Annotated in this window: 27 protein-coding genes and 2 tRNA genes; 17 read left to right on the top strand and 12 right to left on the bottom strand. The window is 57.3% G+C overall.

The features are described 5' to 3' along the window. Positions 1-241 precede the first annotated feature (241 nt). Positions 242-442 carry a hypothetical protein gene (locus DARO_RS13735; RefSeq protein ID WP_041224398.1) on the top strand — a complete coding sequence of 67 codons (201 nt, stop codon included), beginning with the start codon at positions 242-244 and terminating at the stop codon, positions 440-442. 516 nt (positions 443-958) lie between these two features. Continuing rightward, positions 959-1,330 carry a hypothetical protein gene (locus DARO_RS22395; RefSeq protein WP_083761533.1) on the top strand — a complete coding sequence of 124 codons (372 nt, stop codon included), beginning with the start codon at positions 959-961 and terminating at the stop codon, positions 1,328-1,330. A 54-nt stretch (positions 1,331-1,384) separates the two neighbouring features. On the opposite strand, the gene DARO_RS13730 is transcribed toward DARO_RS22395, so the two are convergent. The 3 genes from DARO_RS13730 to DARO_RS22895 are packed head-to-tail and all read right to left on the bottom strand — an operon-like array spanning position 1,385 to position 2,744. Next, entirely contained in the window at positions 1,385-2,392 is a 1,008-nt protein-coding gene (locus DARO_RS13730) for a DHHA1 domain-containing protein (RefSeq protein WP_011288407.1), read from the bottom strand. A 1-nt stretch (position 2,393) separates the two neighbouring features. Further along, a complete protein-coding gene (locus DARO_RS13725) occupies positions 2,394-2,597 on the bottom strand; it encodes a SlyX family protein (RefSeq protein WP_011288406.1) in 204 nt (67 codons plus the stop codon). A 9-nt stretch (positions 2,598-2,606) separates the two neighbouring features. Beyond that, a complete protein-coding gene (locus DARO_RS22895; RefSeq protein ID WP_157037215.1) occupies positions 2,607-2,744 on the bottom strand; it encodes a hypothetical protein in 138 nt (45 codons plus the stop codon). A gap of 102 nt (positions 2,745-2,846) precedes the next feature. On the opposite strand from DARO_RS22895, the gene DARO_RS13720 reads away from it, so the two are divergent. The 15 genes from DARO_RS13720 (at position 2,847) to DARO_RS13645 (ending at position 16,469) form a co-directional block, all read left to right on the top strand. Beyond that, positions 2,847-2,923 (top strand) — tRNA-Val (locus DARO_RS13720). A gap of 142 nt (positions 2,924-3,065) precedes the next feature. Continuing rightward, on the top strand, positions 3,066-4,982 hold the full coding sequence (gene thrS, locus DARO_RS13715; RefSeq protein WP_011288405.1) for a threonine--tRNA ligase: 1,917 nt from the start codon (positions 3,066-3,068) through the stop codon (positions 4,980-4,982). Continuing rightward, the gene (gene infC / locus DARO_RS13710) at positions 4,982-5,536 is read left to right on the top strand and encodes a translation initiation factor IF-3 (RefSeq protein WP_497463067.1); all 555 of its coding nucleotides are present in this window, start codon (positions 4,982-4,984) and stop codon (positions 5,534-5,536) included. The genes thrS and infC overlap by 1 nt, the downstream gene beginning before the upstream one ends. Before the next feature lie 85 nt (positions 5,537-5,621). After that, on the top strand, positions 5,622-5,819 hold the full coding sequence (gene rpmI, locus DARO_RS13705) for a 50S ribosomal protein L35 (RefSeq protein ID WP_011288403.1): 198 nt from the start codon (positions 5,622-5,624) through the stop codon (positions 5,817-5,819). Positions 5,820-5,830: 11 nt separating this feature from the next. Continuing rightward, complete coding sequence (gene rplT / locus DARO_RS13700) at positions 5,831-6,190, top strand: 50S ribosomal protein L20 (RefSeq protein WP_011288402.1); 360 nt, start codon at positions 5,831-5,833, stop codon at positions 6,188-6,190. An 81-nt stretch (positions 6,191-6,271) separates the two neighbouring features. Further along, positions 6,272-7,318 (top strand): phenylalanine--tRNA ligase subunit alpha, encoded by a 1,047-nt coding sequence (gene pheS, locus DARO_RS13695; protein ID WP_011288401.1) that lies wholly within the window; start codon positions 6,272-6,274, stop codon positions 7,316-7,318. A 21-nt stretch (positions 7,319-7,339) separates the two neighbouring features. Next, positions 7,340-9,724: a phenylalanine--tRNA ligase subunit beta gene (gene pheT / locus DARO_RS13690; RefSeq protein ID WP_011288400.1), complete on the top strand. Its 2,385-nt coding sequence runs from the start codon at positions 7,340-7,342 to the stop codon at positions 9,722-9,724. An 8-nt stretch (positions 9,725-9,732) separates the two neighbouring features. After that, positions 9,733-10,041, top strand: a complete 309-nt coding sequence (locus DARO_RS13685; RefSeq protein WP_198134186.1) for an integration host factor subunit alpha — start codon at positions 9,733-9,735, stop codon at positions 10,039-10,041. Continuing rightward, on the top strand, positions 10,025-10,402 hold the full coding sequence (locus DARO_RS13680) for a MerR family transcriptional regulator (RefSeq protein ID WP_011288398.1): 378 nt from the start codon (positions 10,025-10,027) through the stop codon (positions 10,400-10,402). The genes DARO_RS13685 and DARO_RS13680 overlap by 17 nt, the downstream gene beginning before the upstream one ends. A gap of 34 nt (positions 10,403-10,436) precedes the next feature. After that, a tRNA-Pro gene (locus DARO_RS13675) sits at positions 10,437-10,513 on the top strand. Positions 10,514-10,878: 365 nt separating this feature from the next. Further along, complete coding sequence (locus tag DARO_RS13670; RefSeq protein ID WP_011288397.1) at positions 10,879-11,805, top strand: hypothetical protein; 927 nt, start codon at positions 10,879-10,881, stop codon at positions 11,803-11,805. Then, complete coding sequence (locus tag DARO_RS13665; protein WP_011288396.1) at positions 11,798-12,259, top strand: hypothetical protein; 462 nt, start codon at positions 11,798-11,800, stop codon at positions 12,257-12,259. The genes DARO_RS13670 and DARO_RS13665 overlap by 8 nt, the downstream gene beginning before the upstream one ends. After that, positions 12,256-14,292: an AAA family ATPase gene (locus DARO_RS13660; RefSeq protein WP_011288395.1), complete on the top strand. Its 2,037-nt coding sequence runs from the start codon at positions 12,256-12,258 to the stop codon at positions 14,290-14,292. The genes DARO_RS13665 and DARO_RS13660 overlap by 4 nt, the downstream gene beginning before the upstream one ends. A gap of 232 nt (positions 14,293-14,524) precedes the next feature. After that, positions 14,525-16,015 (top strand): Fic family protein, encoded by a 1,491-nt coding sequence (locus DARO_RS13650; RefSeq protein WP_011288394.1) that lies wholly within the window; start codon positions 14,525-14,527, stop codon positions 16,013-16,015. A gap of 133 nt (positions 16,016-16,148) precedes the next feature. Then, a complete protein-coding gene (locus DARO_RS13645) occupies positions 16,149-16,469 on the top strand; it encodes a hypothetical protein (protein ID WP_011288393.1) in 321 nt (106 codons plus the stop codon). A gap of 11 nt (positions 16,470-16,480) precedes the next feature. Here DARO_RS13645 and DARO_RS13640 read toward each other — a convergent pair whose 3' ends face one another. The 9 genes from DARO_RS13640 to DARO_RS13600 all read right to left on the bottom strand — a co-directional run bounded on the left by DARO_RS13640 (position 16,481) and on the right by DARO_RS13600 (position 26,907). Then, positions 16,481-19,219, bottom strand: a complete 2,739-nt coding sequence (locus DARO_RS13640) for a conjugal transfer protein TraG N-terminal domain-containing protein (RefSeq protein WP_497462978.1) — start codon at positions 19,217-19,219, stop codon at positions 16,481-16,483. Positions 19,220-19,288: 69 nt separating this feature from the next. Next, positions 19,289-20,737, bottom strand: coding sequence for a conjugal transfer protein TraH (locus tag DARO_RS13635; RefSeq protein ID WP_011288391.1), 1,449 nt, complete (start codon positions 20,735-20,737; stop codon positions 19,289-19,291). Continuing rightward, positions 20,734-21,600 carry a thioredoxin family protein gene (locus DARO_RS13630; protein WP_011288390.1) on the bottom strand — a complete coding sequence of 289 codons (867 nt, stop codon included), beginning with the start codon at positions 21,598-21,600 and terminating at the stop codon, positions 20,734-20,736. The genes DARO_RS13635 and DARO_RS13630 overlap by 4 nt, the downstream gene beginning before the upstream one ends. Before the next feature lie 8 nt (positions 21,601-21,608). Continuing rightward, the gene (locus tag DARO_RS13625) at positions 21,609-21,983 is read right to left on the bottom strand and encodes a hypothetical protein (RefSeq protein ID WP_011288389.1); all 375 of its coding nucleotides are present in this window, start codon (positions 21,981-21,983) and stop codon (positions 21,609-21,611) included. Further along, positions 21,980-24,100, bottom strand: coding sequence for a type-F conjugative transfer system mating-pair stabilization protein TraN (traN, locus tag DARO_RS13620; protein WP_011288388.1), 2,121 nt, complete (start codon positions 24,098-24,100; stop codon positions 21,980-21,982). The genes DARO_RS13625 and traN overlap by 4 nt, the downstream gene beginning before the upstream one ends. A gap of 9 nt (positions 24,101-24,109) precedes the next feature. Further along, positions 24,110-24,868: a type-F conjugative transfer system pilin assembly protein TrbC gene (gene trbC / locus DARO_RS13615; protein WP_011288387.1), complete on the bottom strand. Its 759-nt coding sequence runs from the start codon at positions 24,866-24,868 to the stop codon at positions 24,110-24,112. Continuing rightward, positions 24,855-25,883, bottom strand: a complete 1,029-nt coding sequence (traU, locus tag DARO_RS13610; protein WP_011288386.1) for a conjugal transfer pilus assembly protein TraU — start codon at positions 25,881-25,883, stop codon at positions 24,855-24,857. The genes trbC and traU overlap by 14 nt, the downstream gene beginning before the upstream one ends. After that, positions 25,880-26,512 carry a type-F conjugative transfer system protein TraW gene (gene traW / locus DARO_RS13605; protein WP_011288385.1) on the bottom strand — a complete coding sequence of 211 codons (633 nt, stop codon included), beginning with the start codon at positions 26,510-26,512 and terminating at the stop codon, positions 25,880-25,882. The genes traU and traW overlap by 4 nt, the downstream gene beginning before the upstream one ends. Further along, positions 26,509-26,907: a hypothetical protein gene (locus DARO_RS13600; RefSeq protein WP_011288384.1), complete on the bottom strand. Its 399-nt coding sequence runs from the start codon at positions 26,905-26,907 to the stop codon at positions 26,509-26,511. Before DARO_RS13600 ends, traW begins: the two co-directional genes overlap by 4 nt. Positions 26,908-26,911 lie beyond the last annotated feature (4 nt).

The raw sequence follows: 26,911 nt of genomic DNA, 5'->3' as shown, positions 1-26,911 counted from the left end.
TGGATGGCCTGTCTGCTCATTCATTGCTGGAATGCACTGGTGACTGCGGTATCACTTTATCGGCAAGCCAAAAATGCGATCGCGGAGTATATCCCGACCTCACGCTAAGCGAGGCGATAAGCCAGTGCAGCGGTTTTGCTGGCCTCAATAGCCCATCGGCTCATCAGATACTGAAATCTTGAATGTTCGGGGTTCAGCGTCTATCTTGAAAGTTCGCCTTCACACCAAAAGGTGGCCGATCATGAGTGACCGCAGAGCGCAGGCCGATAGAAGATTGATCGATATAGGCCCGCCGAGCGGGTTTAGCGACCGGCGTTGCCATGAGGAAATCCCGCCGCCGGAGATCGAAATTCTGGTTGCTGACATGACCACCTTCACCATCAGGCGGCTACAGTATTTGGCGGCGACCGATCTCCATAAAGGTGTAAAACACCACTCATGAAGCGGATTTGGAATGCTGCTCTATTTGCATATTTGCCAGCTGAAATTGCGGCAACAAAAAGCCGGGTTTCCCCGGCTCCGTTTCTGACGACTTTCTTGACTCTTAGCGAGCCATCTCCGGCAGCGGTGTGAGGTCGGAGGCACAAAGGCCAGCCAATTCACCGACGACGCGATTGATTTTTTTACCCATCAGCCACCATCCGCCCGCGTAGGGTTGAACGGTAATTCCGTGGTCCGCGCAAAGCTTCAAGGCTTTGTCTCTTAGTTGTTGCATATTGCTTTTACACTTTCAATAAATTGCGCTTTTTGCGCCATCGTCAAAATGCCACGCGGCACAATGACTTTGTCGGATTGAATCAAAGCGATCCCCTGCCCGACGAACAACAGACACGATTATCCACCATTTGTTCATTATTGTTCTCGCAACAATATGTTGCATCTGTATTTCAGTGGCTTTCCATGGGCGACCTATACTGAAAAGCGGAGCCAATTGGTTCGGCGAAGTTTGGAGGCGATCATGTGTAAACTCATTACGGCTGCGATTGTTGCGCTCTCCTTGCTGGCAACGCCAGCGCATGCAGATCGTGGTTATGGCCATCGGGGGTATAGCCAGCACGGAGGGGGCGGCTCCGGATGGGCGGGGCTGGCAATCTTTGGGGCGCTGACCGGCTTGGCCATCATGGCAGATCGCACTCGACCGGTTTATGTCGATCCCTATTATGTCGGACCGGTTTATCCGCAGCAGCCGGTCTACGTCGAGCAACCACCCGCTCCTGCGCCAGCAAATTCGGGTGCTGTATGGTACTACTGTGGTTCGAGCGCCATGTATTATCCCTACACTCAGGCCTGCCCTGAGGGGTGGCAGGCTGTTCCCGCTCGGCCGTATTGAGTATGTTGCTGCGTTGGCAAATGCGAGAGGTGCCGTGCGTCAAGCCCGGCATCCTTAGTTTGAACTGGGCGCTATGACCAATACTTCGCTGAAAAACTGATTGGCAGGCATTCGGAACCCTGCGGCATTCGGGTGGCCACCTCCGCCGTAACGAGTGGCGATCCGTGATACGTCGAGCGTGTTTCCTTTCGAGCGAAGCGATGCCTTGATTTCTCCATCGCCAGAAAACTGCCAGATCAGCCCGTAGCTGCCGCTCTGTTCAGCCAATGAGTTGCCAAGTTCAGAGGCAAACAAGGCATTGGCATTGATGGCGATGCCGTGGATGGCCAGCCAGGCCAGATCGTCATCGGTTACCACTTCTTGTCCATGGCGTAGCGCCTGCAAGGTGTCTACGGGTTCGCCACGAATCCGGGCCGGTGTACGCAGGCTGCTTTGGGCTAGCCGTTCTATTTCGCGCTGGAAAAACTGCTCGATGGCTGTACCTTGAACAATGACTTCGGTGTAGCGCAGTGAGGTGTCGTCAGGTGTTTCGATGACCAGTTTGTGCCAGAGGTGCAGATCGAAAGGCAGGAGGCGCAGGGCCCGGCAGAATGGGCGGGTGCCAGGTAGCACAAAGCGCCACATGTCCTGCTCCTCGATGTGCAGGATGGTCAGCGGTGGCGGGGTGTCGGGATGGAAATTCTCCCAGGCCAGGCGGGCGCCGGATTTTTCCAGATCGAAAATGACATGCAGGGGGAGTGTCGGATGCTGATAGCTGCGCCGGCCTTTTCCGGTGCTGGCCGGTAATCGGTCGGCCCAAGCATTGAGCGCCGAGGCGTGGTGGTCAATCTGAACGACCGATTTTGCGAGAGTCGCCATCTTTTCCAGAACTTCAGGCGGGAAAGAAAAGTCCAGAATAAACACTGCATGCCCGGCGATATCCGCCATTTCCCAGACTTCGCCGTGATGCATCGGGCGATAAGTGGCGGTGTCACCAAAATGGCGCCAGGCAGCATAGGCCGCGCCGAAACCATCCAGGCAATCAGCATGATAGAGAACGGTAACCGGGGGCTGAGGCCACATGCTAGTAATGTGGTGGAATCTCATCACGCAGGCTGAAGGTCTGCTCCGGCTGTGATGTGTTTCGTGCATGATCACGCAGTGCGCGGATTTCAGCGGCCAGCAGGTCGATTTGCTGTTGCTGGCGATAAACAAGGCGATTCAGTTCATCGACCAGGTCTTCCGTATAGCTGATCTTGATTTCGAGTTCGGTGATACGTGATTCCACGAGATGTCCTTATTTTTCGCGGCGCCAGTCGCGCAGGGTTTCCTTGGGAGGCGGAGGTGGTACATCGTTGCGCGGCCTGATCAGGGGCAGGGCGCCACCGACGACTAAGATCAGGCAGATGCCAAGAATTATCCAGCCTTCGTTCATGTATGACTCCATGGTTTGTTGAGCCGAGTTTACTGTGCTTCGAAAAAAATCGCGAAGGGCTGTTGACATCGGCTTCTACGTCTATATAATGCGCGCTTCCTTAGGCGGTTAGCTCAGTTGGTTAGAGCGCCACGTTGACATCGTGGAGGTCGTTGGTTCGATTCCAATACCGCCTACCAAATTCCTAACGGAGTTGATTTGATCTCTTTCCGAACTTGCGGCGCAGTTCAGAAACTCTAGTCGAGTCAGCTCTCGTTTATTAAAAAAGTGCGGCTCACCCCGCACTTTTTTTTCGTCCAGATTTTTTCCAGAGAATCCGCCATGCCCGATATCAAACTGCCTGATGGTTCCATCCGCTCCTATGAGCAAGCGGTCACCGTTGCCGAAGTCGCCGCCAGTATTGGTGCTGGCTTGGCCCGTGCTGCGCTGGCTGGCAAGATTGGTGGCCAGTTGGTCGATACTTCCTATTTGATTGAGCAAAACGCCGATCTGGCCATCATCACTGAGCGCGATGCCGAGGGTTTGGAATTGATCCGCCATTCGACTGCGCACCTGTTGGCCTATGCCGTCAAGGAGCTCTTCCCGGAGGCGCAGGTTACGATCGGCCCGGTCATCGAGAATGGCTTCTACTACGACTTTGCCTACAAGCGTCCGTTTACCCCGGAAGATCTGGTCGCCATCGAGAAGCGCATGGCCGAACTGGCCAAAAAGGACATTCCGGTCAGCCGCGAAGTCTGGGCGCGCGACGATGCGGTCAAGTTCTTCCTTGATCTCGGCGAGAAATACAAAGCTGAACTGATCGGCGCTATTCCGGCTGATCAGCAGGTATCGCTGTATCGTGAAGGTGATTTCATTGACCTCTGCCGCGGTCCGCACGTGCCGACTACGGCCAAACTCAAGGTCTTCAAGTTGATGAAGGTGGCTGGTGCCTACTGGCGCGGCGATCATCGTAACGAGCAGTTGCAGCGCATCTACGGTACGGCCTGGGCCAAGAAGGAAGATCTCGACGCCTACCTGCACATGCTAGAAGAAGCCGAGAAGCGCGATCACCGGCGTCTGGGTAAGCAATATGACCTGTTTCACATGCAGGACGAAGCGCCGGGTCTGGTTTTCTGGCACCCGAAAGGCTGGGCAATCTGGCAGGAAATTGAAGGCTACATGCGCGCGGTTTACCGCAACAACGGCTACCAGGAAGTGCGTTGCCCGCAGATTCTCGACAAGTCGCTGTGGGAAAAGTCTGGCCACTGGGAGCACTACAAGGACAACATGTTCACGACCTCGTCGGAAAATCGCGACTACGCGGTCAAGCCGATGAACTGCCCGGGCCACGTGCAGGTCTTCAATGCCGGCCTGCGCTCTTATCGCGAACTGCCGCTGCGTTACGGCGAGTTCGGCTCCTGCCATCGCAACGAACCGGCTGGCGCCTTGCATGGCCTGATGCGTGTCCGAGGATTCGTGCAGGATGATGGACATATCTTCTGTACCGAAGATCAGATCGAGTCCGAAGTCACCGCCTTCAATGCGCTGGTCAAGAAGGTTTATGCTGATTTTGGGTTCAACGATGTTGCGGTCAAGCTCGCGCTGCGTCCGGATAGCCGGGTTGGTGCCGATGATGTCTGGGATAGGGCAGAGGATGCGCTGCGTCAGGGGTTGCGCGCTTCCGGGCTGGAGTGGACGGAACTGCCGGGCGAGGGCGCCTTCTACGGCCCGAAGATCGAATTCCATATCAGGGATGCCATCGGCCGTTCCTGGCAGTGTGGCACCATGCAGGTCGACTTCTCTATGCCGGGGCGTTTGGGTGCCGAGTATGTCGGTGCGGACGATACGCGCAAGGTGCCGGTCATGCTGCATCGGGCCATTCTTGGTTCGCTGGAGCGTTTCATCGGCATCCTGATCGAAAACTTCGCCGGTGCCTTGCCGTTGTGGTTGGCGCCTGTGCAGGTGGTGGTGCTGAATATCTCCGAAAAGCAGGCCGATTACGCGGCTGAAGTCGCACAAAAGCTACACTCGGCGGGCTTTCGGGCTGAGGCGGATTTGCGTAACGAGAAAATTACCTATAAAATCCGGGAACATAGCTTGAACCGGCTGCCTTATCAGCTCGTTGTGGGCGATAAGGAAAAAGCGGACGGACTGGTAGCCGTGCGTACTCGCGGTGGTCAGGACCTCGGACAGATGCCCGTAGATGTCTTGATCAAGCGACTTCAAGAAGAAGTCGTGGCGCGTAGTGGCACGGCTTAATTATTGTTGTTTTCGGGGGTTTTACCATAGCTCAGAACAAGGCGCATCGCCTCAACGAAGAAATCACGGTTCCTGAGATTCGTCTCCAGGGTGCAGAAGGTGAACAGCTAGGCATCGTCAACATTCGTGCCGCGCTGCAAATGGCTGAAGAAGCCGGTGTCGATCTGGTTGAGATTGCACCGACTGCAAAGCCGCCGGTCTGCCGCATCATGGACTACGGCAAGTTCAAGTATCAGGAACAAAAGCGTGCGCATGAGGCCAAGCTGAAGCAGAAACAGGTGCAGGTTAAGGAAATCAAACTGCGCCCGGGTACCGACGAAAACGATTACCAGATCAAGCTCAGGAATATGACGCGTTTCCTGGAAGAGGGCGACAAGGTCAAAGTGACTCTGCGCTTCCGGGGGCGTGAAATGGCGCATCAGGAATTCGGCATGCGCCAGTTGGAACGAATCAAGGCAGACCTCGACGCCGTTGGTGCGGTTGAGCAGATGCCGAAGATGGAAGGTCGTCAGATGATCATGATCATCGGGCCGGCCAAGAAGAAGCAAGCGTAGTAAATCAGTTGTTATTAGTGCTTTCGGGTAGTAAAAGCGTTCCCGCCGGGAATCACCTGACGGCATGTCATTAAGGAGCATCTAAATGCCCAAAATGAAGACCAAGAGCAGCGCCAAGAAGCGTTTCTCGATCCGCGCCGGTGGCAGCATCAAGCGCGGTCAAGCCTTCAAGCGTCACATTCTGACCAAGAAGACCACCAAGGTTAAGCGTCACCTGCGCGGTGCTACTGCTGTTCACGAGCGCGACGCAGCTTCTGTCCGCGCCATGATGCCCTACGCGTAAGGAGATAGAAGATGCCTAGAGTTAAACGTGGTGTAACGGCGCGCGCGCGTCACAAGAAGGTTCTCGTTCAGGCCAAGGGTTACCGCGGTCGTCGCAAGAACGTATATCGCATTGCCAAGCAGGCGGTGATGAAGGCCGGTCAATATCAGTACCGTGACCGTCGTCAACGCAAGCGCCAGTTCCGTTCCTTGTGGATCGCCCGTATCAATGCCGCAGCTCGTGAGCTGGGCATGAAGTACAGCACCTTCATGAACGGTCTGAAGAAGGCCAATATCGAAGTTGACCGCAAGGTTCTGGCCGATCTGGCCGTCTTCGATCAGCCGGCTTTTGCCGCTCTGGCCGCCCAGGCCAAGGCACAGCTCGGCGCCTGAGCGAAAGCTTGATGAAAAAAAGGAGGCGCGAGCCTCCTTTTTTGTTTGTGGTTTTGTCGCAGTTTGCAGGTATTGAAGTCCATGGAAAATCTCGATCAGATCGTTAGCGAAGCACAAGTTGCATTTGCTGCCATTTCCGACCCGGATGCGCTGGAACAGGTCAAGGCCCGTTTCCTCGGCAAGAGCGGTCAGATTACCGAACTCCTTAAGGGCTTGGGCAAGCTGCCGCCCGAGGAGAAGAAAACCGCCGGTGCAGCGATCAACGTCGCCAAGACTGCTGTTGAAACCGCGCTTAATGAGCGGCGCGAGGCGATCCGCAAGGCTGCGCTGGATGCCCGTTTGGCTGAAGAGGCGTTGGATGTGACGCTGCCCGGTCGCGCTGAAGCGCGCGGTGGCCTTCACCCGGTGACACGTACGCTGGAGCGTATCGAATCTTTGTTCGCCTCGATCGGCTTTGAGGTCGCTGACGGCCCGGAAATCGAAGAGGATTTCTACAATTTTACGGCCATGAACACGCCCGAGGATCATCCTGCACGTTCGATGCACGATACCTTTTACCTGCAGAACTCGGACGGTACTTTGGCCGACAAGGTGCTGCTGCGCACTCATACCAGCCCGATCCAGGCCCGATACATGCAAGCGCATGTAAAGCGCTACGGCCAGCTGGGAAAAATGCCTGAAATCCGCATCATCGCGCCGGGGCGCGTCTATCGCGTCGATTCCGATGCGACCCATTCGCCAATGTTTCATCAGGTCGAAGGCCTGTGGGTTGGTGAAGGTGTTTCCTTCGCCGACCTGAAGGGCGTCATTGCCAATTTTCTGAAAAGCTTCTTTGAGACGGACGACCTGACGGTGCGTTTCCGTCCATCCTTCTTCCCGTTTACCGAGCCATCGGCTGAAATTGACGTCGCCTTCATGAGCGGTGCGCTGAAGGGCCGATGGCTGGAAATCGCCGGTTGCGGCATGGTCCATCCTAACGTGCTGCGCATTGCCGGCATTGATCCGGAAAAGTACACCGGCTTTGCCTTTGGCTTCGGTCAGGATCGCCTGACCATGCTGCGCTACGGCATCAATGATCTTCGCCTGTTCTTTGAAGGCGACCTGCGTTTCCTGCGTCAGTTCAACTGACCTACAATTCGAGTCACGCCAATGAAATTCTCCGAATCCTGGCTGCGTACCCTCGTCGATCCCAAATTGTCGAGCGAGGAACTCTCCCATCTGTTGACTATGGCCGGCCTCGAGGTCGAGGAGCTTGACCCGGTCGCTCCGGCTTTTGATAATGTCGTTGTTGCCCACGTGCTGGACGTGGTCAAGCACCCTGATGCTGATCGTCTGAACGTCTGCCAGGTTGATACTGGCAGTGGAGCACCGACGACCATCGTCTGCGGTGCGCCGAATGTTGCCGTTGGTCTCAAGGTGCCGTGCGCGCTGCCAGGTGCGAAGCTGCCTGGCGATTTCACCATCAAGATTGCCAAGGTGCGCGGCATTGAATCCTCTGGCATGCTGTGCTCCGCCAAGGAACTGGGCATTGCCGAAGAGGCCTCGGGTCTGCTTGTTCTGCCGTCCGATGCGCCAGTCGGCCAGGCTATCCGACAGTATCTCGATCTCGACGACAACCTGTTCGAACTGAAGCTGACGCCGAACCGTGCCGACTGTCTGTCGCTGCTCGGCATTGCCCGCGAAGTCGGTGCCATTACCGGTGCCGCGACCAGCCTGCCGGTCGTGCCGGAAGTGGTGGCCAGTATTGCAGATAGTCGCGCCGTCGTGCTCGACGCGCCGGAAGCCTGTCCGTTGTACTGCGGCCGCGTCCTCAAGGGCGTCAATGCCAAGGCGCCGACGCCGGAGTGGATGAAGCGCCGCCTCGAACGTAGCGGCATTCGAGCCATTTCAGCGCTGGTCGACGTCACCAATTACGTGATGCTCGAACTTGGGCAACCATTGCATGCTTTCGATAACACCAGGCTGGAAGGCGCTGTGCATGCTCGCCTGGCGAAGCCGGAAGAAAAACTGCTGCTGTTGAACGAGCAGACTATTGCGGTTGATGCCGATGTCCTGGTGATCGCCGATGACGTGAAGCCCTTGGCCATGGCTGGCATCATGGGTGGCGAGGAAAGTGGCATTACGCTGGAAACCAGCGAACTCTTCCTGGAGTCAGCCTTCTTCGCGCCCAAGGCCATTGCCGGCCGGGCTCGTCGCTATGGCTTCGGCTCCGATGCCTCGCATCGCTTCGAGCGCGGAGTCGATTTTGGCGGCGCGCGGCGGGCTATCGAGCGCGCCACGCAATTGATTCTCGAAATCTGCGGCGGCCAGGCTGGCCCGGTCGTTGAGGCCAAGGCTGTTTTGCCGGTCCGCAAGCCGGTTCTCCTGCGTACCGCTCGTGCCGAAATGGTGCTTGGTCTGCCGCTCGGTGCCGAACGCATTGCCGGTCTGTTTGCCGGTCTTGATCTCTCTTTTGTGTGCGAAGGCGATAATTTCCAGGTGACGCCGCCATCCTGGCGCTTTGACATGGAAGTCGAAGAAGATCTGATCGAGGAAATTGCACGCCTGTACGGCTACGACAACATTCCGTCAGTTTCGCCACGCGGTGCGCTGAAAATGCAGGTCCAGCCGGAAGCGCGACGGCCGGCCTATCGGCTTCGCCAGATGCTGGCCGACCGTGGTTATCAGGAGGTTGTTAATTTCGCCTTCGTCGAGGCAGCATGGGAGGCCGATTTTGCCGAAAATGTGGCAGAAGCCGAGCTGATTCGCCTAGCCAATCCGATTGCCAGCCAGATGGCGGTGATGCGCTCGACACTGTTCGGTGGTCTGATTTCGAACCTGATTACCAACCTGAAACGTAAGCAGACCCGTGTCCGCTTGTTCGAAGTCGGTCGTACCTTTCATCGTGCAGCCGATGCTGTGCCGGTCAATGGCTTTCATCAGCCATGGAAACTGGCAGGACTGGCTTTCGGCGGCGCCTTGCCGGAAGGTTGGGGTAGCGGGGCGCGTAAGGTAGATTTCTACGACGTCAAAGGTGATATTGAAGCGCTTCTGGCACCGGCTGTTTTGCGTTTCGAAAAGCTGGCGCATCCGGCGCTGCATCCAGGGCGTGCTGCCCGCATTCTGTTCGACGGTCGCGACATTGGTTGTATCGGTGAAGTGCATCCGGAGTGGGTCCAGAAGTACGATCTGCCGCAGGCGCCCGTGGTTTTCGAACTGGATTTTGACGCGGTCAAGGCTGCAAATGTTCCGGCCTATGCCGAGGTCTCCAAGTTCCCGCCGGTGATTCGCGACCTGGCTATTGTAGTCGATCAAAATGTGGTTTTGCAGACCTTGCTCGATGGACTCAAAGGGCAGGTTTCTGACCTCATTCAGGACATTCAGTTGTTCGATGTTTACGTCGGAAAGGGTGTCCCGGAAAACAAGAAAAGTCTTGCTTTCCGGATAGTTATGCAAGATACTCAACGCACTTTGCAAGATTCAGAAGTTGATGCTGCAATGCAGCAACTGGTGTCCTGTTTCGAACAGGCATTCGGTGCTCAACTGCGTGCCTGACGGAAACAATAACGATGACGCTAACCAAAGCTGAGCTCGCTGACCTGCTTTTCGAAAAAGTTGGCCTTAACAAGCGTGAGGCCAAAGATATGGTCGAGGCTTTTTTCGAAGAAATACGTAATGCACTGGAAGTCGGAGATGGCGTCAAGCTGTCCGGTTTTGGTAATTTCCAGTTGCGAGACAAACCACAGCGTCCTGGTCGCAACCCTAAAACCGGGCAGGAAATCCCAATTACGGCGCGTCGTGTTGTAACTTTTCACGCCAGCCAAAAACTGAAGTCAGACGTCGAGCTAGCTTTTGATGGAACCGCGGCATAAGACTACGGGCGGGGAAGAACTACCGCCCATTCCGGCCAAGCGCTACTTCACCATTGGTGAAGTCAGTGAATTGTGCGGTGTGAAGCCGCATGTGCTTCGTTATTGGGAGCAGGAGTTTAATCAACTCAAGCCGGTAAAGCGTCGGGGTAATCGTCGCTATTACCAGCACCATGAAGTCTTGCTGGTTCGCCGGATTCGAGAGCTTCTTTACAATCAGGGCTTTACCATAAGCGGTGCTCGTAATCGCCTCGATGAAGGTGGCGCTGTCGAGGTTGCTTCGGTTGCTCATCCGGAAATGGAAAAAATCCCGGGCGGCCTGCGCGGTGAATTGAAATCAATTATCGAGATGCTGCAGCTTTGAATCCCGGTGTTTTCAGGTATAATGTTTGGCTTGTCGGGGCGTAGCGCAGCCTGGTAGCGCACTTGCATGGGGTGCAAGGGGTCGCGAGTTCGAATCCCGCCGCCCCGACCAAGAGAATCAAGCACTTAGGCCAATCTTCGGATTGGCTTTTTTGCTTTTTAGGCGCTAAATTTGAAAATTCCCCCCACATTTCCCCCCACAGATTCGTGGGCTCGTATGGGACTACTTTTTTAGCTTCCGTACCCGCCAATCCAGTGTGCCACATACGCCAGCATCTAATTTATACGGCCTTCCAGTAAGCTTGGTCGGTTTCGGTGGGACAGGATTAACGATGGGATTGGTGGGAGTTTATTCGGTTAATATAATGAAAAACGAGTAAATATGGGGGCCGCCTTGGGCGAGAGTAAAAGCATGTCAATCGAACTATACGACCACGGCACAGCGGGTGGTTATCCTCCTCATCCGACGGACCTCTGATGTTTACTACCAAATTTGGTCCGTTCGATGGTGGCACGTGGGAAGAACTTTGCCAGCAGGTATTTAAGCGCAAGTACCAGACTGAGGATTACCAGCAAATGCCGGCCTCTCCTGGCGACTATGGGCTGGAGGGGTTTACTCTCAATAGTGGCTGGGGATTCCAGTGCTACTGCCCAAGCAAGCACTACAACCGCAAAGAGCTGTACGAAAAGCAGCGAGATAAGGTTACCGAGGACCTTGGGAAACTAAAAACCTACAAAGACGATATTCAGAAACGGCTTGGGGCGACCAAGCTAAGTCGCTGGATATTTGTAACTCCAGAGTTCGACAAAAACGACCTGTTGGCTCATGCGCGAGTCAAAGAAGTTGAAGTTCGAAGTTGGAGCTTGCCTTTCCTGACTGAGGATTTCACGGTATTGCTTTACGACGGCGATAGCTTTCTCGTTGAAATTAACGAGATTCGTTCTGCTGCAGGCGAGGCGCTGATATTTGATGATGCAGCGCCTGTGCTCGCGGAGCTAATAGGTGACCAAGAAACCTACGAGCAAAACGTTCAGCGTAAAACCGAGACCCGCCTCGGAGAGAAGCGAGATTCAGAAAATTTCACGTACAAGGTTCAACAGTTGAAGCAACGAACCTTGGAGAGTTTCTTGGAGTCCGAGGGTTTTTTTCGCAGGATTGCTGACTCAGCACCAGTTTCCTATGTTCGGTTGGTCCGCTTGATTAACGAATACGAAAATCACGTTGCAGATGTGTCGATGACTTGGTCGGGCACACCAGAGGATTTGACGACGCAGGTTCGAGAAGGACTCGAGCGCCGCATCAACAGCGAGCTGTCCCCCGAGTTCGATGAAACGAATGCTAGCAAGGTGGCGCGCCTGATGATTGCCCGGTGGCTGGCCATTTGTGAGCTGGACTATGACTGAGCCGATGTCTGGTCTCCTCTTTGAGCGCAAACCATCTCCTGTACTGGCAGAGCATCGGCCGCTGTATAAAATAGGCCAAGTTTTACTCATATTGCATCTTGCATCTCGTGCGGGTCGTTCGAGGCTTCTGCGCCTTCATTTGTTCAACTGGGCCCTGAAGTCTGTAGACCGACAAAAATTGCTTATCCATGCTTCAACTGCCAAGGAGTTGAAGGTCTCAGCTTGGGGATTTGACCCAGCATTAGCTATCGCTGTTCGCTTCGCTATTGCAGAGGGCCTTGTCCGGGAGCAATCACCCGGCTATGAGATAACAGACGAGGGTGTGTCCTTTGCAAAGGAAATCCTTAAAGACCCAGAACTGTTTTCAACAGACGCGGCTTTTTTGCATCAAGTTGGCAAGGGAATAACGGAAGCCATGGTTGATGCAGTTGCAAATGGCTGGGAGGCCCAATGATTATTCGAGGCATTAAGCTCAGAGCCGTAACTGAGAATGGAGATTTCGGATTCGATTTCAGGTTTGCCAGAAACCTGACCATCATTCGTGCAAAGAACTCTAGTGGCAAGAGCACGTTGTTTAACAGTTTGCTATACGGGCTCGGTATGGAGGAACTTGTCGGCGGAAAAGGTGAGCGCATTCTTCCATACGCAGTGAAGGATTATTTTGAATATGATGGCCAAAGAGTCTTGGTAACGGCCTCTGAAGTCATTCTTGAGATTGAAAATAAGTCAGGTCGGGTGATTACACTTCGACGTGCCATTCGAGACACAGTCAAAGACTCCAAGCTCATCGAGGTATTCGAATGTGCTCATTTAACAGCAGGAGATGAGCTTGTTAATGCCTCTCCGACATATGTGCACGACGCCGGTGGCGCTCAGAAAAATGAAGGATTTCATCGCTTCCTCGAGTCTTTCTTAGAGCTAAGCTTGCCGCGAGTCGCCACAACTAGTGGTGGTGAGGCAAAACTTTATCTTCAGACGATTTTCGCAGCTCTGGCCGTCGAGCAAAAGCGCGGGTGGACTGACTATATTGCCAACATTCCCTTCTACGGCATTCGCGATGCGCGAGCTCGGGTAGTCGATTTTCTACTTGGATTGGGGGTCTTTGAAACCAACGCCGCCAGAAATAGGCTTAATTCTGAGTCCGTTGAAATCGACAATGATTGGCGCCGCACGCTAGGTGAGTTTCAGCGCGAGGCAAGTTCACTTGGGGTTGTGATTGAAGGTGTGCCTGCTGGCCCTTCAGCACTATTTACTCAGAACTCCGGGAGTATTCAGCGTTTATACGAGGGCGCCACAGTTCCTCTGGGTGATTACATATCCCAGCTCAGGAGCGAGTACTCCGCATTGACTGCAAGAAGTGAGCAGTTTAGCCGGGTTACTGGCGAAGATGCACTAAAGGAGATGGCAGCGGTTACAGCCGAGCTACAACACCTGAGTGTTGTCCATGAACGAGCCACGACGTCGCTAGGCGACCTAAAGGCATCCCTCATGGAATATGAGACTCTTTTAAGAGAGGCATCTGAGGATTTGGACCGCAATAAGACGGCGGCAAAGCTTAGAGACCTGGGGGCGAAATACGACATTGAGCTATCTTCTGGCCGCTGTCCCACTTGCCATCAGGTGGTTGAAGATACATTGCTCGTCGGAGCAGTAACCGGGCCGCAGATGGACTTAGCTGCCAATATTGCTTACCTGGATAGTCAGTGCCGGATGTTGCGTCGTCAAGTTTCTGGGGTCCGGGAAAGCATTCGTGCAACGGAAACGAGGAGCGCTGAACTCGCGGCTCGACTAGCGGCCAAGCGCGACCAGTTGGTTGCTATGCGTGGAGATGTTAGCTCCGGCGCTAGTGAGTCCAAGGCTATCGTAAGGCGTCAGGTCCAGATTGAAGTTGAGGTAGAGGCGCTTGAACGCCTGGCTGCTCAATCCACAGATGTCTTTGGCCGTTTGTTTTCAGTTGCTCAGCGGCTAAAGAATAATCAAGCTGCTCGAGCATTGCTTCCCAAGAACGCATACACCTCTGATGACGAGACTCGCATCTCTGTGTTTCAGAAACAATTCAGGGCCAATGCAGGTTCTTTCGGTTACGAAAGTGCCAGAATTCAGGATATTGAAATCAGTAGGGATGCACTTGTTCCATGCTTGGCTCAGCTCGAATTGCGCGAAATTAGGACTGACATTAAGTCGGATTCCAGTGCCAGTGATTTTGTACGACTCATTTGGAGTTATCTCCTCGCATTGCATCAGACCTCTGTGTTTCCCACTACACCAGGCCATCACCCTAATTTCTTGATGCTTGACGAGCCTGGTCAACATTCGATGGCCGTTGATAGCCAGCACGCTCTGCTCAAGCAGTTGGCTAGCGAAATAAAGCTTCAGAGCATAGTGGCTGCATCATTCGATGAGACTGAGGAGGTGTTCCTTCAGGCAACTGCAGGGATCGACTTCAGGCTGATTGAGTGGAGCGGAAAGCTTTTGCGACCGCTCTAAGGTCTGCTTGAGTTATACGGTGATGCAATTGCTCGCAACCCTTTGGCGGATGACCTTAAGAAAATCCGTACCAAGGATGGTTAGATTAAAGAAATCTTCAGTATGTGAAAAATTTCCGTTGTTCGACGCTTCGCCATAGCCTTTGGTGAAAACGAGTAAAAAATCTTGACGGATTGGCAAATAAATAAAAAAATCCATGGTCAGTTAAAATTTTCCGTGCAGGAGTGCAATCATGGACGCCATCGGATACGAATACCTCCGGACCCAACTCGGGCTCTCGGTGTTTCCCGTCGCTCATCCCGCCAGTATCCGTCCGGTGAGCCGGATACTGGACGTCCAGGACGAACTACAGGTACCCAAGGGGGTCGCCCCGAAATCTGGCCACCCCATTGAACACTTGCTGTTTGCCCTCCGCTATGAGGGAATCAATCTGCAAATACTCGCCGAAACCATGCCGAAAATTGCCGGGGAGGATCTCATCGCCCGTTTGCGGGAATCGCCCTCCGGCTTGTTCATCCGGAAAGCGTGTTATCTCTGGGAGTGGTTCGCCAACGGCGAACTTTCCAACCTGCCAGCCATTGCCGGGCCGTACGGTGATCTGTTCGACCCCGCGGATTACGTCACCGGAATCGTGCGCAAGGATGCCAAGTGGCGAATCAACTTCAACGGCCTCGGCTCTGCCGAGTACTGTCCGGTAGTCCGCCTTACCCAACTGGTCAAGGATGGGATCGCAAGCGACGTCCTTGGACGGACGAAGGCATTTCTGGAATCCTTGGGTCCGACCAATGCGGACCGGACCCTCTCCTGGGCGTACCTCAGCGAGACCGATAGTTCTTTCGCCATTGAGCGGGAAGCGCCGAGCCAGAGCAAGGCAGAGACCTTTGTCGCCCTTCTCCAGCAGGCCCACGAAAAAATTGAATTGACCGAGGAATACCTGGCCGACTTGCAATCCGCGACAATCAGCAACCCCTATGAAAAAGCGGCCTGTTTTCGCCATGAACAAAACTGGCTGCGAGGGGGGGGGCTCAGGGGGGCGGGCAGTGTGACCTACATTCCGCCTTCGCCGGAATTGCTTTCCAAACTTATGCCTGCGTTCATGGACATGGCCAACTCCCTCCCACGTCAGAGCGACCCGGTCGTAGCCGCCTCCGTGGCTTCGTTCGGGTTCGTCTACCTGCACCCATTCATGGATGGGAACGGACGTCTGTCGCGCTTCCTATTCCACCATGCCCTATGCCAATCAGGAAGGCTTGATCAAGGCCTGCTGTTGCCCGTATCAGTCGCGATGAAACGCCATGAAACGGAATACCTGGAGGCGCTCCAATCGTTCTCGAAGCCCGCACGGAAGCTGTGGGATGTCTACTGGGCCGACGAGGACCTGTTTGATTTCAAATTCAAAGGCGCCGATTCTATCTACCGTTTTTGGGATGCGACAAAGTGCGTCGAATTCGGTTACCGAATGGCGGAGCAGGCGCTGGGCGTCGATCTCCGTCAGGAAACCGAATTCTTGGCGAGCTTTGACCGGATCAGTAAAGCCGTCAACGACGAGTTCGATATCCGCGGAAACGATCTGCACCTCCTCATTGTTTCCGCGCTACAGAACGGAGGCAGGGTATCCAACAACCGCCGGAAAAAACTGGCAGGCAGGGTGCCAGAGGAAGCGTTTGATTTTGTCGAACGCTTGGCCAAGACCGAATTGACTGAACTCAACGACGTCGAATGATTTGCTGCTTTTCATTCCGCACATGAAAGACCAGCTAGGGCGGCAGGCCTTGGTAGTGGAAATGTTGGCTGGATAGTTCGCGATAGGCTTGCAACCTGCGCCATCGGAGGTAGGCTGAATCCAGGAGGTCGAAATGAGAAAACTCATCTTCGTGGGATTCATTGCAGTGGGCGCCCTGATCGGTTGGATTTCCGTTATGCATGGCGACTGGGGAACCCGCCTTGTGATGATGGGCGTTGGCGCACTTTTTATGGCGCCCATTGGCGGGTCTCTGGCCGGCATCGGAAAGAAGAGGCGATCCCTTGCGTGGAGTGATAGTCGCTTACCAAGCGATGGAACTTCATCGAAAGACATGGCGGCAAACTACTGGCGTGATGAAGGGCATCCACCGTTTGCGAAACCAGGAACCAGCGAGGGCGAAATGCATCGGTGGGATCGAGGCTCCGCCGGCTGATGATGACTTACTTATTTTTTCTTAAGCAAGTCGTTCACCGCCTCTTTGGCATTGTCGAATGTCGCTCCTGCGTCTCTGCCTACCTGTTTGCCCGATTGCACAAGCAGCGATTTCTTCGATGCGAGCGTTCCGTTATCCGTCTTGATGATCTCAGCCTTGACGTCGAAGTCAGCGCGGTGCGATACAGCGTCTGAGCGAATTTGATTGCCGCGGGCATGTACTTCCTCTCGGATTGGTGGTGCCGCGGGTACGCTCCCTCGGGATGGGGCGGCATTCTTAAAGTGTGAGATTTGATCCCGATTGGATTGATGCTGACCGATGATGTCGGGTGTCAGCGCAGTATTGCCCTGCTGCTGTATATGTTGATCCCGAATGTTCCCAAAAGAGGCAGGCAGTGCCGTCCCGTCAGAAAACACCCGGTTCGGGCGTAGAGATTGGCGTGCCAATTCCGATTCCATCAAGGCATGAGCCGCTGCGCTGTCCCCGCCGTATTCCTCGGCGTAGCGCATAAACATCTCAAGATTGTGGGGGTCCTGTGCAATGTCGATGGAAATGGACTCGCCTTTTTCATAGGCCGAGGATACTCGCTCCGCAAAGCTGGTGCGTTCGGCAAGGCTTGCTTCGGCTCGTTCGGAGCGCGCGACAGTTGATCCGAGTCGGGACGATATTTCATGGGCGTCGCGGGAGTCGCTGGAGAGTGCATTCAAGAAACTGCTATCTCGGGATAACCGATCGCCAAATTGCTTGAATGCTACCAACTGCTCTCCGCTCATGCTGGCCAGCGCTTTCTGTTCCTGTGACGATAAACTCGACAAATAGGATTTCTCCGCACTTGCCCTCAACTGGCCTCCAGCGAAACCTGCGTTGACGCCGACATGCCCGGCTGCACCGAAAGCGATGCGTGCGACCTGTGCTTGGCTCAGTCCTGTATTTTCCGCGACACTCTTGGTAATTTGATTCATCTCGTTCAACGTTTCTCCCATTTGCTCGAAACTGCTGGACGTAGAGCCGCTGCTACTACGCGATGAGCGCAATTTGCTCAATCCTCGCGAGAATGCCTCTGACAGAATGGCTGAGCGTTCGGTATTGGCTGCGACACTCTCGTTTTGAGCTGCATCGACCTGCTTGCTGGCTTGGGCCACATCCTGCTCAGACACTCGCATCGAAACCATCCGGGAAGCAAACCCCTGATTGCGCAGTAGGCTGACGGCCGTACGCCCGGTCAGCGCATTCGACGAGAAAGTGTTTCCGGAGAGGTCGTTCTGCCAACTGCCCATGAACGCCGACGTACGGTTGGGTGCCAGTTGCATCTGGTCCATGCCGACGTTCCCCATCGAGACGTTACCAACGGTGGCGGCTGAGGTGCCGCCCGAGATCATCCCTTGTAGCCCCGACAAGCCACCGACCAATGCAGTCCCGAAGTTTTCCATGCGCTTCAGGGCGGCCCAGGCAATGAAAGGAATGCTGATGGCGAGGTAACCGACGACGGCCTCCCCCGAGATTGCCCGCGAATAGATCGTGGACGCAGTTTGCAGTGCCAGCGATTTGCCCCCCGTTCCGAGGTCGGCCGCTGCGGCAAGGTCGTAGGCCGCATAGATCGAGGCCATGTAGTTCAGGATTGCATAGAGCGGCGGCCACAATTGAATCCAGATCAACACGGCCGCATAGCCCTTGAAGGCGAGCATTGTCTCCCGTCCGCTGGTGAGCAGCAGGAGCATCACGAAGAGCGGGAACATCGCGTAGGTTACCGCCTCGACCACGTTTCTAAAAACAGGCAAGGCTTGCTCTGCAACCTTGCCGTAGTTGAGCCAGGAAGCGTTCTGCTGGGCCACCGCCTGGGCGCGGCCGACCGCCAGCACCATCGCCGCCGGGTCGTTAACCTTCTGACCGACGATCTTGCTGGTGTCCTCAAGCGCGTTGAGCATGGCGTTCTGCCGGATGATGTCGGCCGCCGTCGCCGCCGCGCTGGCAATGCTGTTCTTTAGATAGGCCTGCTGAATCTGTCCGGCGATGGCCGCCGCAGCAGCGGCACCGGGCAAGGTCGGGTTGAGTTGAAAAGCCAGGCGCCCCTGGATGCGGCTGATCTGGGCCGGCAAGCGGCCATTGAGGCTCAGATAAACATTGGGGCAGGTATCGACGCCGACACTACCGCCAGCGCCAGTCAGCGTGCTGAAGCGCGCCGGATTGGGGGAGGCCATCAGCGGCCAGACATCGTCCGATGCAGAAAAGACTGCCGGATCGAGCGTGCCGTCGATCAGGTCGTAAGTCGTGCAGTTGTGGATGAAGTTGATCAGATCGGTGCGGAAAGCCGGATCCTGGAAAACCACATTGCCGGTCTCGCGGATCAGCCGGTTGCCGAACATCAGGCCGTTCTGCTGGTAGCTCAATTCGACCGGAAGGGCTCCGACGCCCGGGATAACCTGGAATGCCGTTTCGAACAGACTGGTCAGCGTGTTGCCGATCGTGCTGGTGATGCCGCCCAGCGCGGCCACCCCGAAAGGCACATTGCCGACGATCTTGACGGCCGAACCGCCGGTCTTATCCACAATGCCCACCGTGACCTTGGGCACGATCAACACCGAGAAAACCAGCACAACAGTGCCCAACCACTTCCAGCCCTGCAACTTCTCGGGGGCAAAAGCGTAGGCAATCAGGGCCGCAACAAAGCCGCAGAAGGCCACAGCCGCCAGGGCAGCGGCGTAGTCGCCCGAGGCGTGGATCGCCGCCGCGGCATTGAAGACGCCGAACAAACTGTCGGCGTTCTGGTAAGCGTATATTTCCCACATGGTGCTTTCTCCTGTCGCGCTATTGCATCGTCCCTATTGCGACAGATAGGCGGCCTGCTGGCCGAGCATGTCCATCACGTGTTGCGGCATGCTGGAGCGCAGTTGGCGTTCGAGTTGCTCCAGGTGGTTCGATACCGCCCGGAAGGAGCCGACCTTCTGGTAGAGCAGGTTCTTTTCCTGGGAGAGTTGCGTGAGCATGGCCTGCGCCCGCTGGCGGACCTGGTTGGCCTGCTCCCGTTGCGACTGCTGCAAGGTGTAGTTCTTGTCCAGCGCAGCCATGCCCAGACGCAGATTGCGTTCAAGAAAAACATAGGCGTAGTCGGCGGCAATCACATCGCGGTACTGGGCGATCAGGCTGTCGGCCAAGCCCGATCCCGGGATGCTGGTACCGATGGACAACATCTTGTAGACCGGTTCGGTGGTCTGATTCACGAAGCCGACCTCGGTCGAGTTATTGGGAATGGCGGTGCGCGTCGTGATTTTCTCGGCAATGGAGCGCATGATCGCTTCGACCTTGGCGGTAAAGGGCGTATGGGTGTACGTGGTGTTCAAGGTGACTACGTCACAGTTTGTGTAGTCGTTGCACTTCAAGACATGCTGCACGACATCCGTACCAGCGGCCGCACCCTGGCCGTAGAGCAACTGGCTGATCGAGGTCAGCGTCGGGGCAATCGGCTCGGGGTCACGGGCCGATTCTTCCGGGTAATAGATGACCGTGCCGACCAGGCTCATGATCAATTCACGCTCCGGGTCATCCAGATAAGCACCGGTGTACTGCAAGGCTTTCCAGGTCAGGTTGCCGACGAAAGGTGCCTTGTTTTTCACCTTCGGGTCGGCCGAGGAGCGTGCTGAAGACAAAATGCTCGGCCGATCCGTCGCACAGCGCCGACGCGCCGCATCACGGTCGCTTTCCATCCCCATTTCGATGGCCAGATCGGCGCAGGTTTCCTGCGAACTGTAGCCAATCGATTCGGCCGCCGTGCTGACAATGGCCTTGGCGGTTTCGCAGGAATTGATGCGGGCATTGTTGATCCAGGTCTCCAGCCCCTTGGCCCACTTGGTCAGTCCGCCGAGCAGGGGCGAGACCGCCTCCAGAGCGAGCTGAAAAGCGATCCCCGGCAGGGCGGCCGTGATGTTCTTCAGCATGTTCTTGAACTCGGTTGCCGAAATGTGCGAGAAGGAGCCGCCAAAGACATCGATGCCACCACAGCCGGCCTTGGCGCTGGGGAACTGGATGGCGGCCAGCTGATAAACCTTGTTCGGCGAACGCATCATCAGGCTGCCGCCGGTGTAGGTATTGAAGGTCTGGCCACGGAAGGCACCGGGGGCGGTGTAGTTGCCGATGGCGCCCAGATTGTTGAACATGTTGTTCACCTCGCTGTTGAGGTCGCCGGCCTGTAGTTGGAAGGACGGGATCGCCAGCAGCAGCGCCAGGAAGGTGGCAGCGCTACGCCGCAAATGAGGATGGTCGTAATGGTTCATGGCGCCTCCAGGGGTAGGGCGAGACCTTGCGTGGTTGTAGGCAGCATGACCTCGGCTTGCGGAGCGGACACAGTGGCAATGCGTTCGAGTAACTGAGATTCCGAGAGCACCCCGAAGCCAATGGGAGAGATCTTTCCGGTGAAGGGCTGGGCCAGAAAAACAGCGGGCACCTGGCTGACCTTCAGGGTGGTGGCAATGCCGTTGTCCGGGCGGGCATTGGGGAAACTTGGCAACGGACCCCCATCCACGCTGATAGCGACAACCTGGATACCGTGACGGGCCTGGAAAGCCGCCAGCGTCGGCGCGAAGGCATGGCAATACGGGCAGTCCGAGCGGTAGAAAAAGAACAGCACGTGATCCTTGCCCAGATCGGCAATGGCGCGCGAACGATCCACCAACTCGGCCTGGTCGAAGACTTCCAGTGCCTTGGCATTGACCGGGCGGCCCTGCAGGGTCGGGTCGAGTTGGGGCGTGGCCCAGGCAACGCGCTGCGCGACGTCAGCGAAATAGGAAGCGCGGGCGACGACCAGGGACTCCAGTTCCATGTAGCGCCGGACATTGGCTTCGCTCGGGCGCATGATGGCAATGTTGCGCGTCTCTTCCAGCGTTTTCTGGAGGCGTTCGAATTCAACCAGTTCAGGTGCCCGCGATGGTTGAGCGGGCGGTGCAGTTGCTGTGGCCTTGCCCGGCAGTAATGGATGTTCGATCTCTTCTGGTGCCGGTGCTTCATAGAAATGCCAGCCGCGCCAACTGTCGGACCAGTAGCGGGAGGCTGCATCCTGGGCTGCTGCGCTATTGATTCCGAGGATCACGGTGAAGGTCAGCAGCAGCAGCGGGAGGGCGGGGCGGTTACGGATCGTCATGCGTGGCCCTACTTCAGCGATTGCGGTGGGCGGCCATCGAGGCAGTAGTTGATGCCGAAATCGATCGTCTGGCGGCGCGGGCTTGAGGCGCCGGGCAGTAGAACCCCGTCCTGCCAGAACCTGACATTCAAGCGAGCACAACCGGCCTGGGCGTAGCGTTTCTCGGTCGTGACATCGATGTAGATCGGCGAGGTGGCAGCAAAGCGCTGGGTGAGCGCGTCGGCAATTTCTCCACTGAGGATGCCGTGGGCCTCGCCATCGACTGACTGGAGAGCGGCCAACATGAGCGGTCGCGGATCCGAAACCGAGGCTCTGGGCACCTCGTCGGCGAGGACGAGCGATACGAATCCGGCGAGCAATGCCGCGGCGTAGGCGATCTTCATTGGCACTTCCCCTGTCCGTAGTAGCAGGTTGTCAGGCGCGCGGCATTGCTGCCCTGAATTGCGCTGGCATTGGGCAGCGTCGGAACGATGGAAGCGTAGAACTCGGTCAGGTCCATGGCCGCAAAATTGAGGCTCTGGAGTTGTGCGATGGTGAACCCTGAGCAGTCGGGACTTTCGCCTGAGCCCCAGCCCTTGCCGACTTGCACGCGGCCCTGCTCATTGACGATGCGGGCCAGTTTGCTGTTGAAGCAACACTTACCGGTACTGTGTTCGAGGCAGGAGACGCAATTGCCGAAGACGCGGAAGCAGGAGGAGCACCAGGTGCCGACGGTATGGCACAGGCCGGCCCCTTCCTTCATGGCGAGTTTGCCTTCTTCTTCGTTGCAGGAGGACATCGACATGATGATGTAGATCACCACCGCAATGACCAGCGACCAGGGGTCGAAGGCAATCACCAGGTTTTCGCCGGAGTAGAGCACGGCCGAACTGGCCGGTAGTGCCGTCCCGTTGACAGCGACTGTGATGCCATAGGTCGTGAAGCTTCCGCTAAAACCGCCACCCAGCAGTAAGGCCTGCATGCCCTGGTAAAGAAACTCACGGTTCTGGGAATTCATCAGCACGTCGTAGACCAAACTTGAGCCGGTGCCGAACAGGCTCTGATTGGTCATGCCGGCGCCAGCCGAATCTGAACTGCAACAGTTCTTCAGCAGGCGGTGGCGGCAGCGGTTGCCTTCGCCCTTGAAGACCTGCATTTTGCTGGTGTCGAGATACACGCCAGCTTCGCGTCCAGCTTCCATCAGCGACATCGAACGGGCAAAGTCGGCATCGTTGGTGTAACTGGTGTTGAAGCAGTTCGCACCCAGGCAATAGACGTTGGCCGGGCAGTTCGAAACGGTGGTTGCGGTCTGCGCTGCAACCGGGCAGGTATAGGTGTCCTGGGTGATCTCACACAGCCCGCTGCCGACATTCATCTGCTTGCAGGTGCTGCTGGCTGGCGTGCAGCCGCTGCTGGCCAGCGGCGCGCACTCGTCGACCGGTGCGCCCGAAGTGCAGGTCAGGGTGCGCTCATAGGACCAGCAGGCGCGGGTCACGGGGCGGCCTTCGATGGTCTTGGTGGCCGGGCCGTCGACACAGGTGTCGGCGGTGCTGATGGTGCACCGTCCGTCAGCATTCAGCACGGCACTCTTGTCGACCCAGACATCGGTCTCGTGTTGCACCATGGCGGGTTGGACGAAGGACAAGGGCAAGTTCCACTTCACAAGCCCGCCAAATCCACTGAACTGAAATATGTAGTTGCAGGTCCCGGCGGTGCAGCCTGAACCCGGCATCATGGTGACCGTGAACGGGCTCCAGCAATGGCCCTCCCAATGGGGGGATAGATTGGTGACATAGGTGGCCTGGGTCGCCGGTGCGGTCGGCAGGTCCACGGTCTGCCAGCCGATGCAGGCCCCTTGCCCACCGGCCGCATAAAAACGAAAACGTTGCAGCCCATCGCTGCGCAGTTGGCATTGCGCTTCCGCGACCATGTAGTCGGCGCCGTTGCGATTGACCTGACCATGAGCCAACCAGGTGCCTTCAGTACAACTAAGCTGGAGATTTATCTCAACCGTCAGATCGCGCCGTGTCGTGTAGTTGCCGACACCGCTGTAGCGGTTGCAGACCTTGGTCGTGGTGCCTGCCGCAGTGTTGGCCTCGGCGGTCGTGCAGCCGGAGTAATAATCGGCCAGGCTGCCCAAGGCGCTCGACGGATTGCGGGCGATGCCGCGGGCCGCAGTGACTGCCGGATCGTAGGCGGAGATCGCCGGGCGGGGCGTGTTGGCCGAGCTCAGCGCCCCGTCCTGGGCCTGGCAGACTGGATCGTTGGCGCTGGCCGCGCAGGTACTGAGACGGACATTGGCTGCGCCCGACAGGTTGGGCTGGCCGTAATACGCCGTTTCCGGTGGCGTCGTGGTGTATTCCGGTACGGCACTTGAGGCGCTGGGCATGTTCACCGTGCCGCGAATGACCGGGTTGGCCACCTGGCCGGCGGCGGTGCCCTCTTCAAACGGCCCGGCGATAGCGGCGCTCTGCGTCGTGACGAAGCAGAACAGCGTGATCCAGATGATCAGGCGGCGCATGGCGATCACCTATCCTCTGAGGCGTTTCAGGAAGAGTTCGGCGGCAGGAGCAAAGGCAGGCGCCGAGCGCTGCATGTGCTCCAGCGCGTAATCCAGGCTGACGTCACCGGTTGACCGCAGGAAACTGTCGGCAGGCGCGCAACTACCGCTGGCACAGGCAACGGGACGCGTGCCGTCGCGCACCAGGACGAAGCTGGGTACCTTGCTGATGGCGAAGCGGTCGAAGGCCAGCGGATCGATCTGGATTGCTACCTGCTGTTTGCCAATCAAGCCCTGGACCTGAGTAACTGTGGCGCGCAAGGAACCGTTGGCGAAGCCGCGGATGACGATGGCGGCCTTGGCGCGAGCCGCCTGGTTGACCAGACCTTGCAGCGTGGCGCGGGGCATGGACAGGCTGACGAAGATAAAAAGTCCTGGCCCGGCAGTCAGCCCTTGTGCCTGAACCATCGCATCGGATTGCCCGGCATAGCCGCGAGCCAGCGCTTCCAGGTCGACCGGCACGGGCGTCGCCGGTTGGGGTAGCGCCTCAATATTCGGGCTGTTCAGCGGGGCGGGTCGGTGTCCGGCCTCGCTCGGCAGGGCGTACTTCTGTCGCGCCAACTCGATATCTTGCTCGGTGACGGAGGGGGTCTCACGCCGGGCTTGTTCGATGTCCGCCTCGGTGACGATCGGCGTTGTCTGCGCCAGGGCCGAACTGCCGGCAACGAGTGCGGCGCTGAGCCCGAGGATCAAGGAGGCGAGGGTTCGATGGGGGTCAGTAGCCGACACAGCAATTCCTTTTGCGAAACAACATGAAGGCGAAGTCCTCGCCGCGTACCGGATATTCCTTGCCGGCCCCCCAGAGCACGGTGGTCCGCCCGAAGGGCTGGCAGCAGCGGCCGCCGTCCTTGTCGGTGTTGGGAATGGGGTAGGTGAGTTGGGTTTTGTAGGCGGTCTTGTCCATCACCGGCTCGAAGTACGGCCCGCACAGGCCGTCTTTGCCATGCCAGCCCCAGGCCACCAACTCACGGTGCATCTTGGCGCTCAAGCGCTGGGCCATCAGCGCGGCCGTACGGACGCCACCCAGGTGGTAGGGGACGTGCCCATTGAGCGGATAGATGCCGCCTTGGCAACCAGCGCACCAGAACATCTCGCGTATGCCGAAGCCAACCGAGGCTGCGACGCAATCGGCGGCGCAGGCGGCAATGGCGACTGGATTGGCGAACAGCACGGCATCGGGATTGAGGATCAGGGTGAGTTCGTCGTCGGCCCACAAGGGATCGACCTCGGTCATGTAGGCCAGATCGAAGGATGCCTTCTCCAGGCAGGGAAAATCGGTGACCACGTCTAGCCAGTACATCACCGGGTTCAGGTAGTAATGCGCCTGATAGAAACCGCCACCATCGCCATCGCCTTCCGGCCGGGTAAAGCGGGCCGCCTCGGGAGCCGGGATGCCTGGATCAAGGTCTACGCCGCCGAGCGAGACGAGGCAGAAGGGTTTGCGCACCACTTCGACATGGCGCGCCGGCTCCCAGAAACCGATGGACAGACCGATGATCGGATTGACCAGGCAACTGCACACGGGACTGGGTGGATTGTCGGTATCCTCCTGGTCGCCGAAGTTGGCGATGTGCGCACTGCCAATGCTGATCGGCAGGATGCAGGACCAGCAGATATCGGTGATCGGATTCGGAAACTTGCCGGTGCAGGTGGCCGTGCCGGCGGCCAAGGCCGGTAGGGTGGAGAGGCCGAGAAGCAGCGCCAGAAGGGTAGAGAGTCTGGCTACGAAGCAGCGTTGGCTCATGGCGCGATCTCCAACTCGTCGATGCGCAGGCGCAGCCCTTCCTGCGATACCAGGGCAGGCACCTGAGTGATGCCGAGGCGGCGGGTGAGCAGACCCTGCTGATCGAAATAGACCGGCATGCGCCATGACTTCATCAACTCGAGGTAGGAGCCGCCGACTAGGATCGGCTTGACCCGCCCCTGGTAGAAGGCGATCAACTGCCGGGCACGGCCGACCTGGCGTGCGTCGCGCCCATCGAAAAAGAGCAGGTGCCGGGACAGCGACACTACTTCCAGCGGGTTCTTGCGGGTGCCGGCGGCAAACAGCAACTCGCCCCGGGGGCCGAGAATGTTGCGATCGAGCGTGAAGCTCGGGTCGAAGTAGAAGGTCCTGGCTGTCTCGGTCGAGTGCAGGCCGGCGACCGGCGGTGGGTGCTTTACGGTTGCGATGCCCCGTTCCCGGGCCTGTTCTTCGAGGCGCTTGAGTTCGCCGCTGCGCTCTTTGTCGCGCAATCGTTGCTCGATCATTTGCAGCAGATGCGGTTCGCTGATCTCATAGCTCGGCCCGATGACGCCCAGATCAAGGGCTCGCGCGCCCGGTGCGACCAACAGGGCGAAGAGCAGGGACGGGATGGCGATCAGGCGTTTCATCGTGCGGCCTTGCCCGGGCAGCGAATTTGTCCTGCGAGTTGTTGGCGCCCGGCGGTATCGCCCAGGTGGTTCGCCCGGATCAATGCCATCAGTGCAGGATCGCCGTCACCGTCGGCCATTGCCCGGCGCAATTCGGCTGGCGTCAGGGGGCGGCCGCAGCGCTGCGCGAAAGCGGCGAGGTAATCCCGTGCGCCGGCTTCGGCGGCTGGGGCGATTTGCCGGAGCAGGGCGAGATAGTCGGCCAGTGGCACGTTGTCAGAGGGCTGAACGCCTCGCGGCACGGGCGTGCCGGCTTGGTGGCTTGGCAATGGTGTCGCGGCCTGAGGGTTCTGGGCCCAGGCGCCGGAATATGCCAGAAGACCGAACAGGGTGAGGGTAAGGAGGGGGCGGGGCATGGCC

The sequence above is a fragment of the Dechloromonas aromatica RCB genome, assembly GCF_000012425.1.
Note: the sequence above shows the minus strand (reverse complement) of the source record. Positions and strands in the feature narration are given on the sequence as shown.

Bases quoted from the DNA above. Each gene is read 5' to 3' on its own strand.
- pheT (WP_011288400.1), top strand. From the start codon at position 7,340: ATGAAATTCTCCGAATCCTGGCTGCGTACCCTCGTCGATCCCAAATTG.
- traW (WP_011288385.1), bottom strand. From the start codon at position 26,512: ATGAAACGCCTGATCGCCATCCCGTCCCTGCTCTTCGCCCTGTTGGTC.
- DARO_RS13650 (WP_011288394.1), top strand. From the start codon at position 14,525: ATGGACGCCATCGGATACGAATACCTCCGGACCCAACTCGGGCTCTCG.
- traN (WP_011288388.1), bottom strand. From the start codon at position 24,100: ATGCGCCGCCTGATCATCTGGATCACGCTGTTCTGCTTCGTCACGACG.
- DARO_RS13735 (WP_041224398.1), top strand. From the start codon at position 242: ATGAGTGACCGCAGAGCGCAGGCCGATAGAAGATTGATCGATATAGGC.
- DARO_RS13600 (WP_011288384.1), bottom strand. From the start codon at position 26,907: ATGCCCCGCCCCCTCCTTACCCTCACCCTGTTCGGTCTTCTGGCATAT.
- DARO_RS13635 (WP_011288391.1), bottom strand. From the start codon at position 20,737: ATGAACCATTACGACCATCCTCATTTGCGGCGTAGCGCTGCCACCTTC.
- DARO_RS13625 (WP_011288389.1), bottom strand. From the start codon at position 21,983: ATGAAGATCGCCTACGCCGCGGCATTGCTCGCCGGATTCGTATCGCTC.
- DARO_RS13645 (WP_011288393.1), top strand. From the start codon at position 16,149: ATGAGAAAACTCATCTTCGTGGGATTCATTGCAGTGGGCGCCCTGATC.
- pheS (WP_011288401.1), top strand. From the start codon at position 6,272: ATGGAAAATCTCGATCAGATCGTTAGCGAAGCACAAGTTGCATTTGCT.
- DARO_RS13730 (WP_011288407.1), bottom strand. From the start codon at position 2,392: ATGTGGCCTCAGCCCCCGGTTACCGTTCTCTATCATGCTGATTGCCTG.
- DARO_RS13680 (WP_011288398.1), top strand. From the start codon at position 10,025: ATGGAACCGCGGCATAAGACTACGGGCGGGGAAGAACTACCGCCCATT.
- DARO_RS13630 (WP_011288390.1), bottom strand. From the start codon at position 21,600: ATGACGATCCGTAACCGCCCCGCCCTCCCGCTGCTGCTGCTGACCTTC.
- rpmI (WP_011288403.1), top strand. From the start codon at position 5,622: ATGCCCAAAATGAAGACCAAGAGCAGCGCCAAGAAGCGTTTCTCGATC.
- traU (WP_011288386.1), bottom strand. From the start codon at position 25,883: ATGAGCCAACGCTGCTTCGTAGCCAGACTCTCTACCCTTCTGGCGCTG.
- rplT (WP_011288402.1), top strand. From the start codon at position 5,831: ATGCCTAGAGTTAAACGTGGTGTAACGGCGCGCGCGCGTCACAAGAAG.
- DARO_RS13660 (WP_011288395.1), top strand. From the start codon at position 12,256: ATGATTATTCGAGGCATTAAGCTCAGAGCCGTAACTGAGAATGGAGAT.
- DARO_RS22895 (WP_157037215.1), bottom strand. From the start codon at position 2,744: ATGAACGAAGGCTGGATAATTCTTGGCATCTGCCTGATCTTAGTCGTC.
- thrS (WP_011288405.1), top strand. From the start codon at position 3,066: ATGCCCGATATCAAACTGCCTGATGGTTCCATCCGCTCCTATGAGCAA.
- DARO_RS13665 (WP_011288396.1), top strand. From the start codon at position 11,798: ATGACTGAGCCGATGTCTGGTCTCCTCTTTGAGCGCAAACCATCTCCT.
- DARO_RS22395 (WP_083761533.1), top strand. From the start codon at position 959: ATGTGTAAACTCATTACGGCTGCGATTGTTGCGCTCTCCTTGCTGGCA.
- DARO_RS13670 (WP_011288397.1), top strand. From the start codon at position 10,879: ATGTTTACTACCAAATTTGGTCCGTTCGATGGTGGCACGTGGGAAGAA.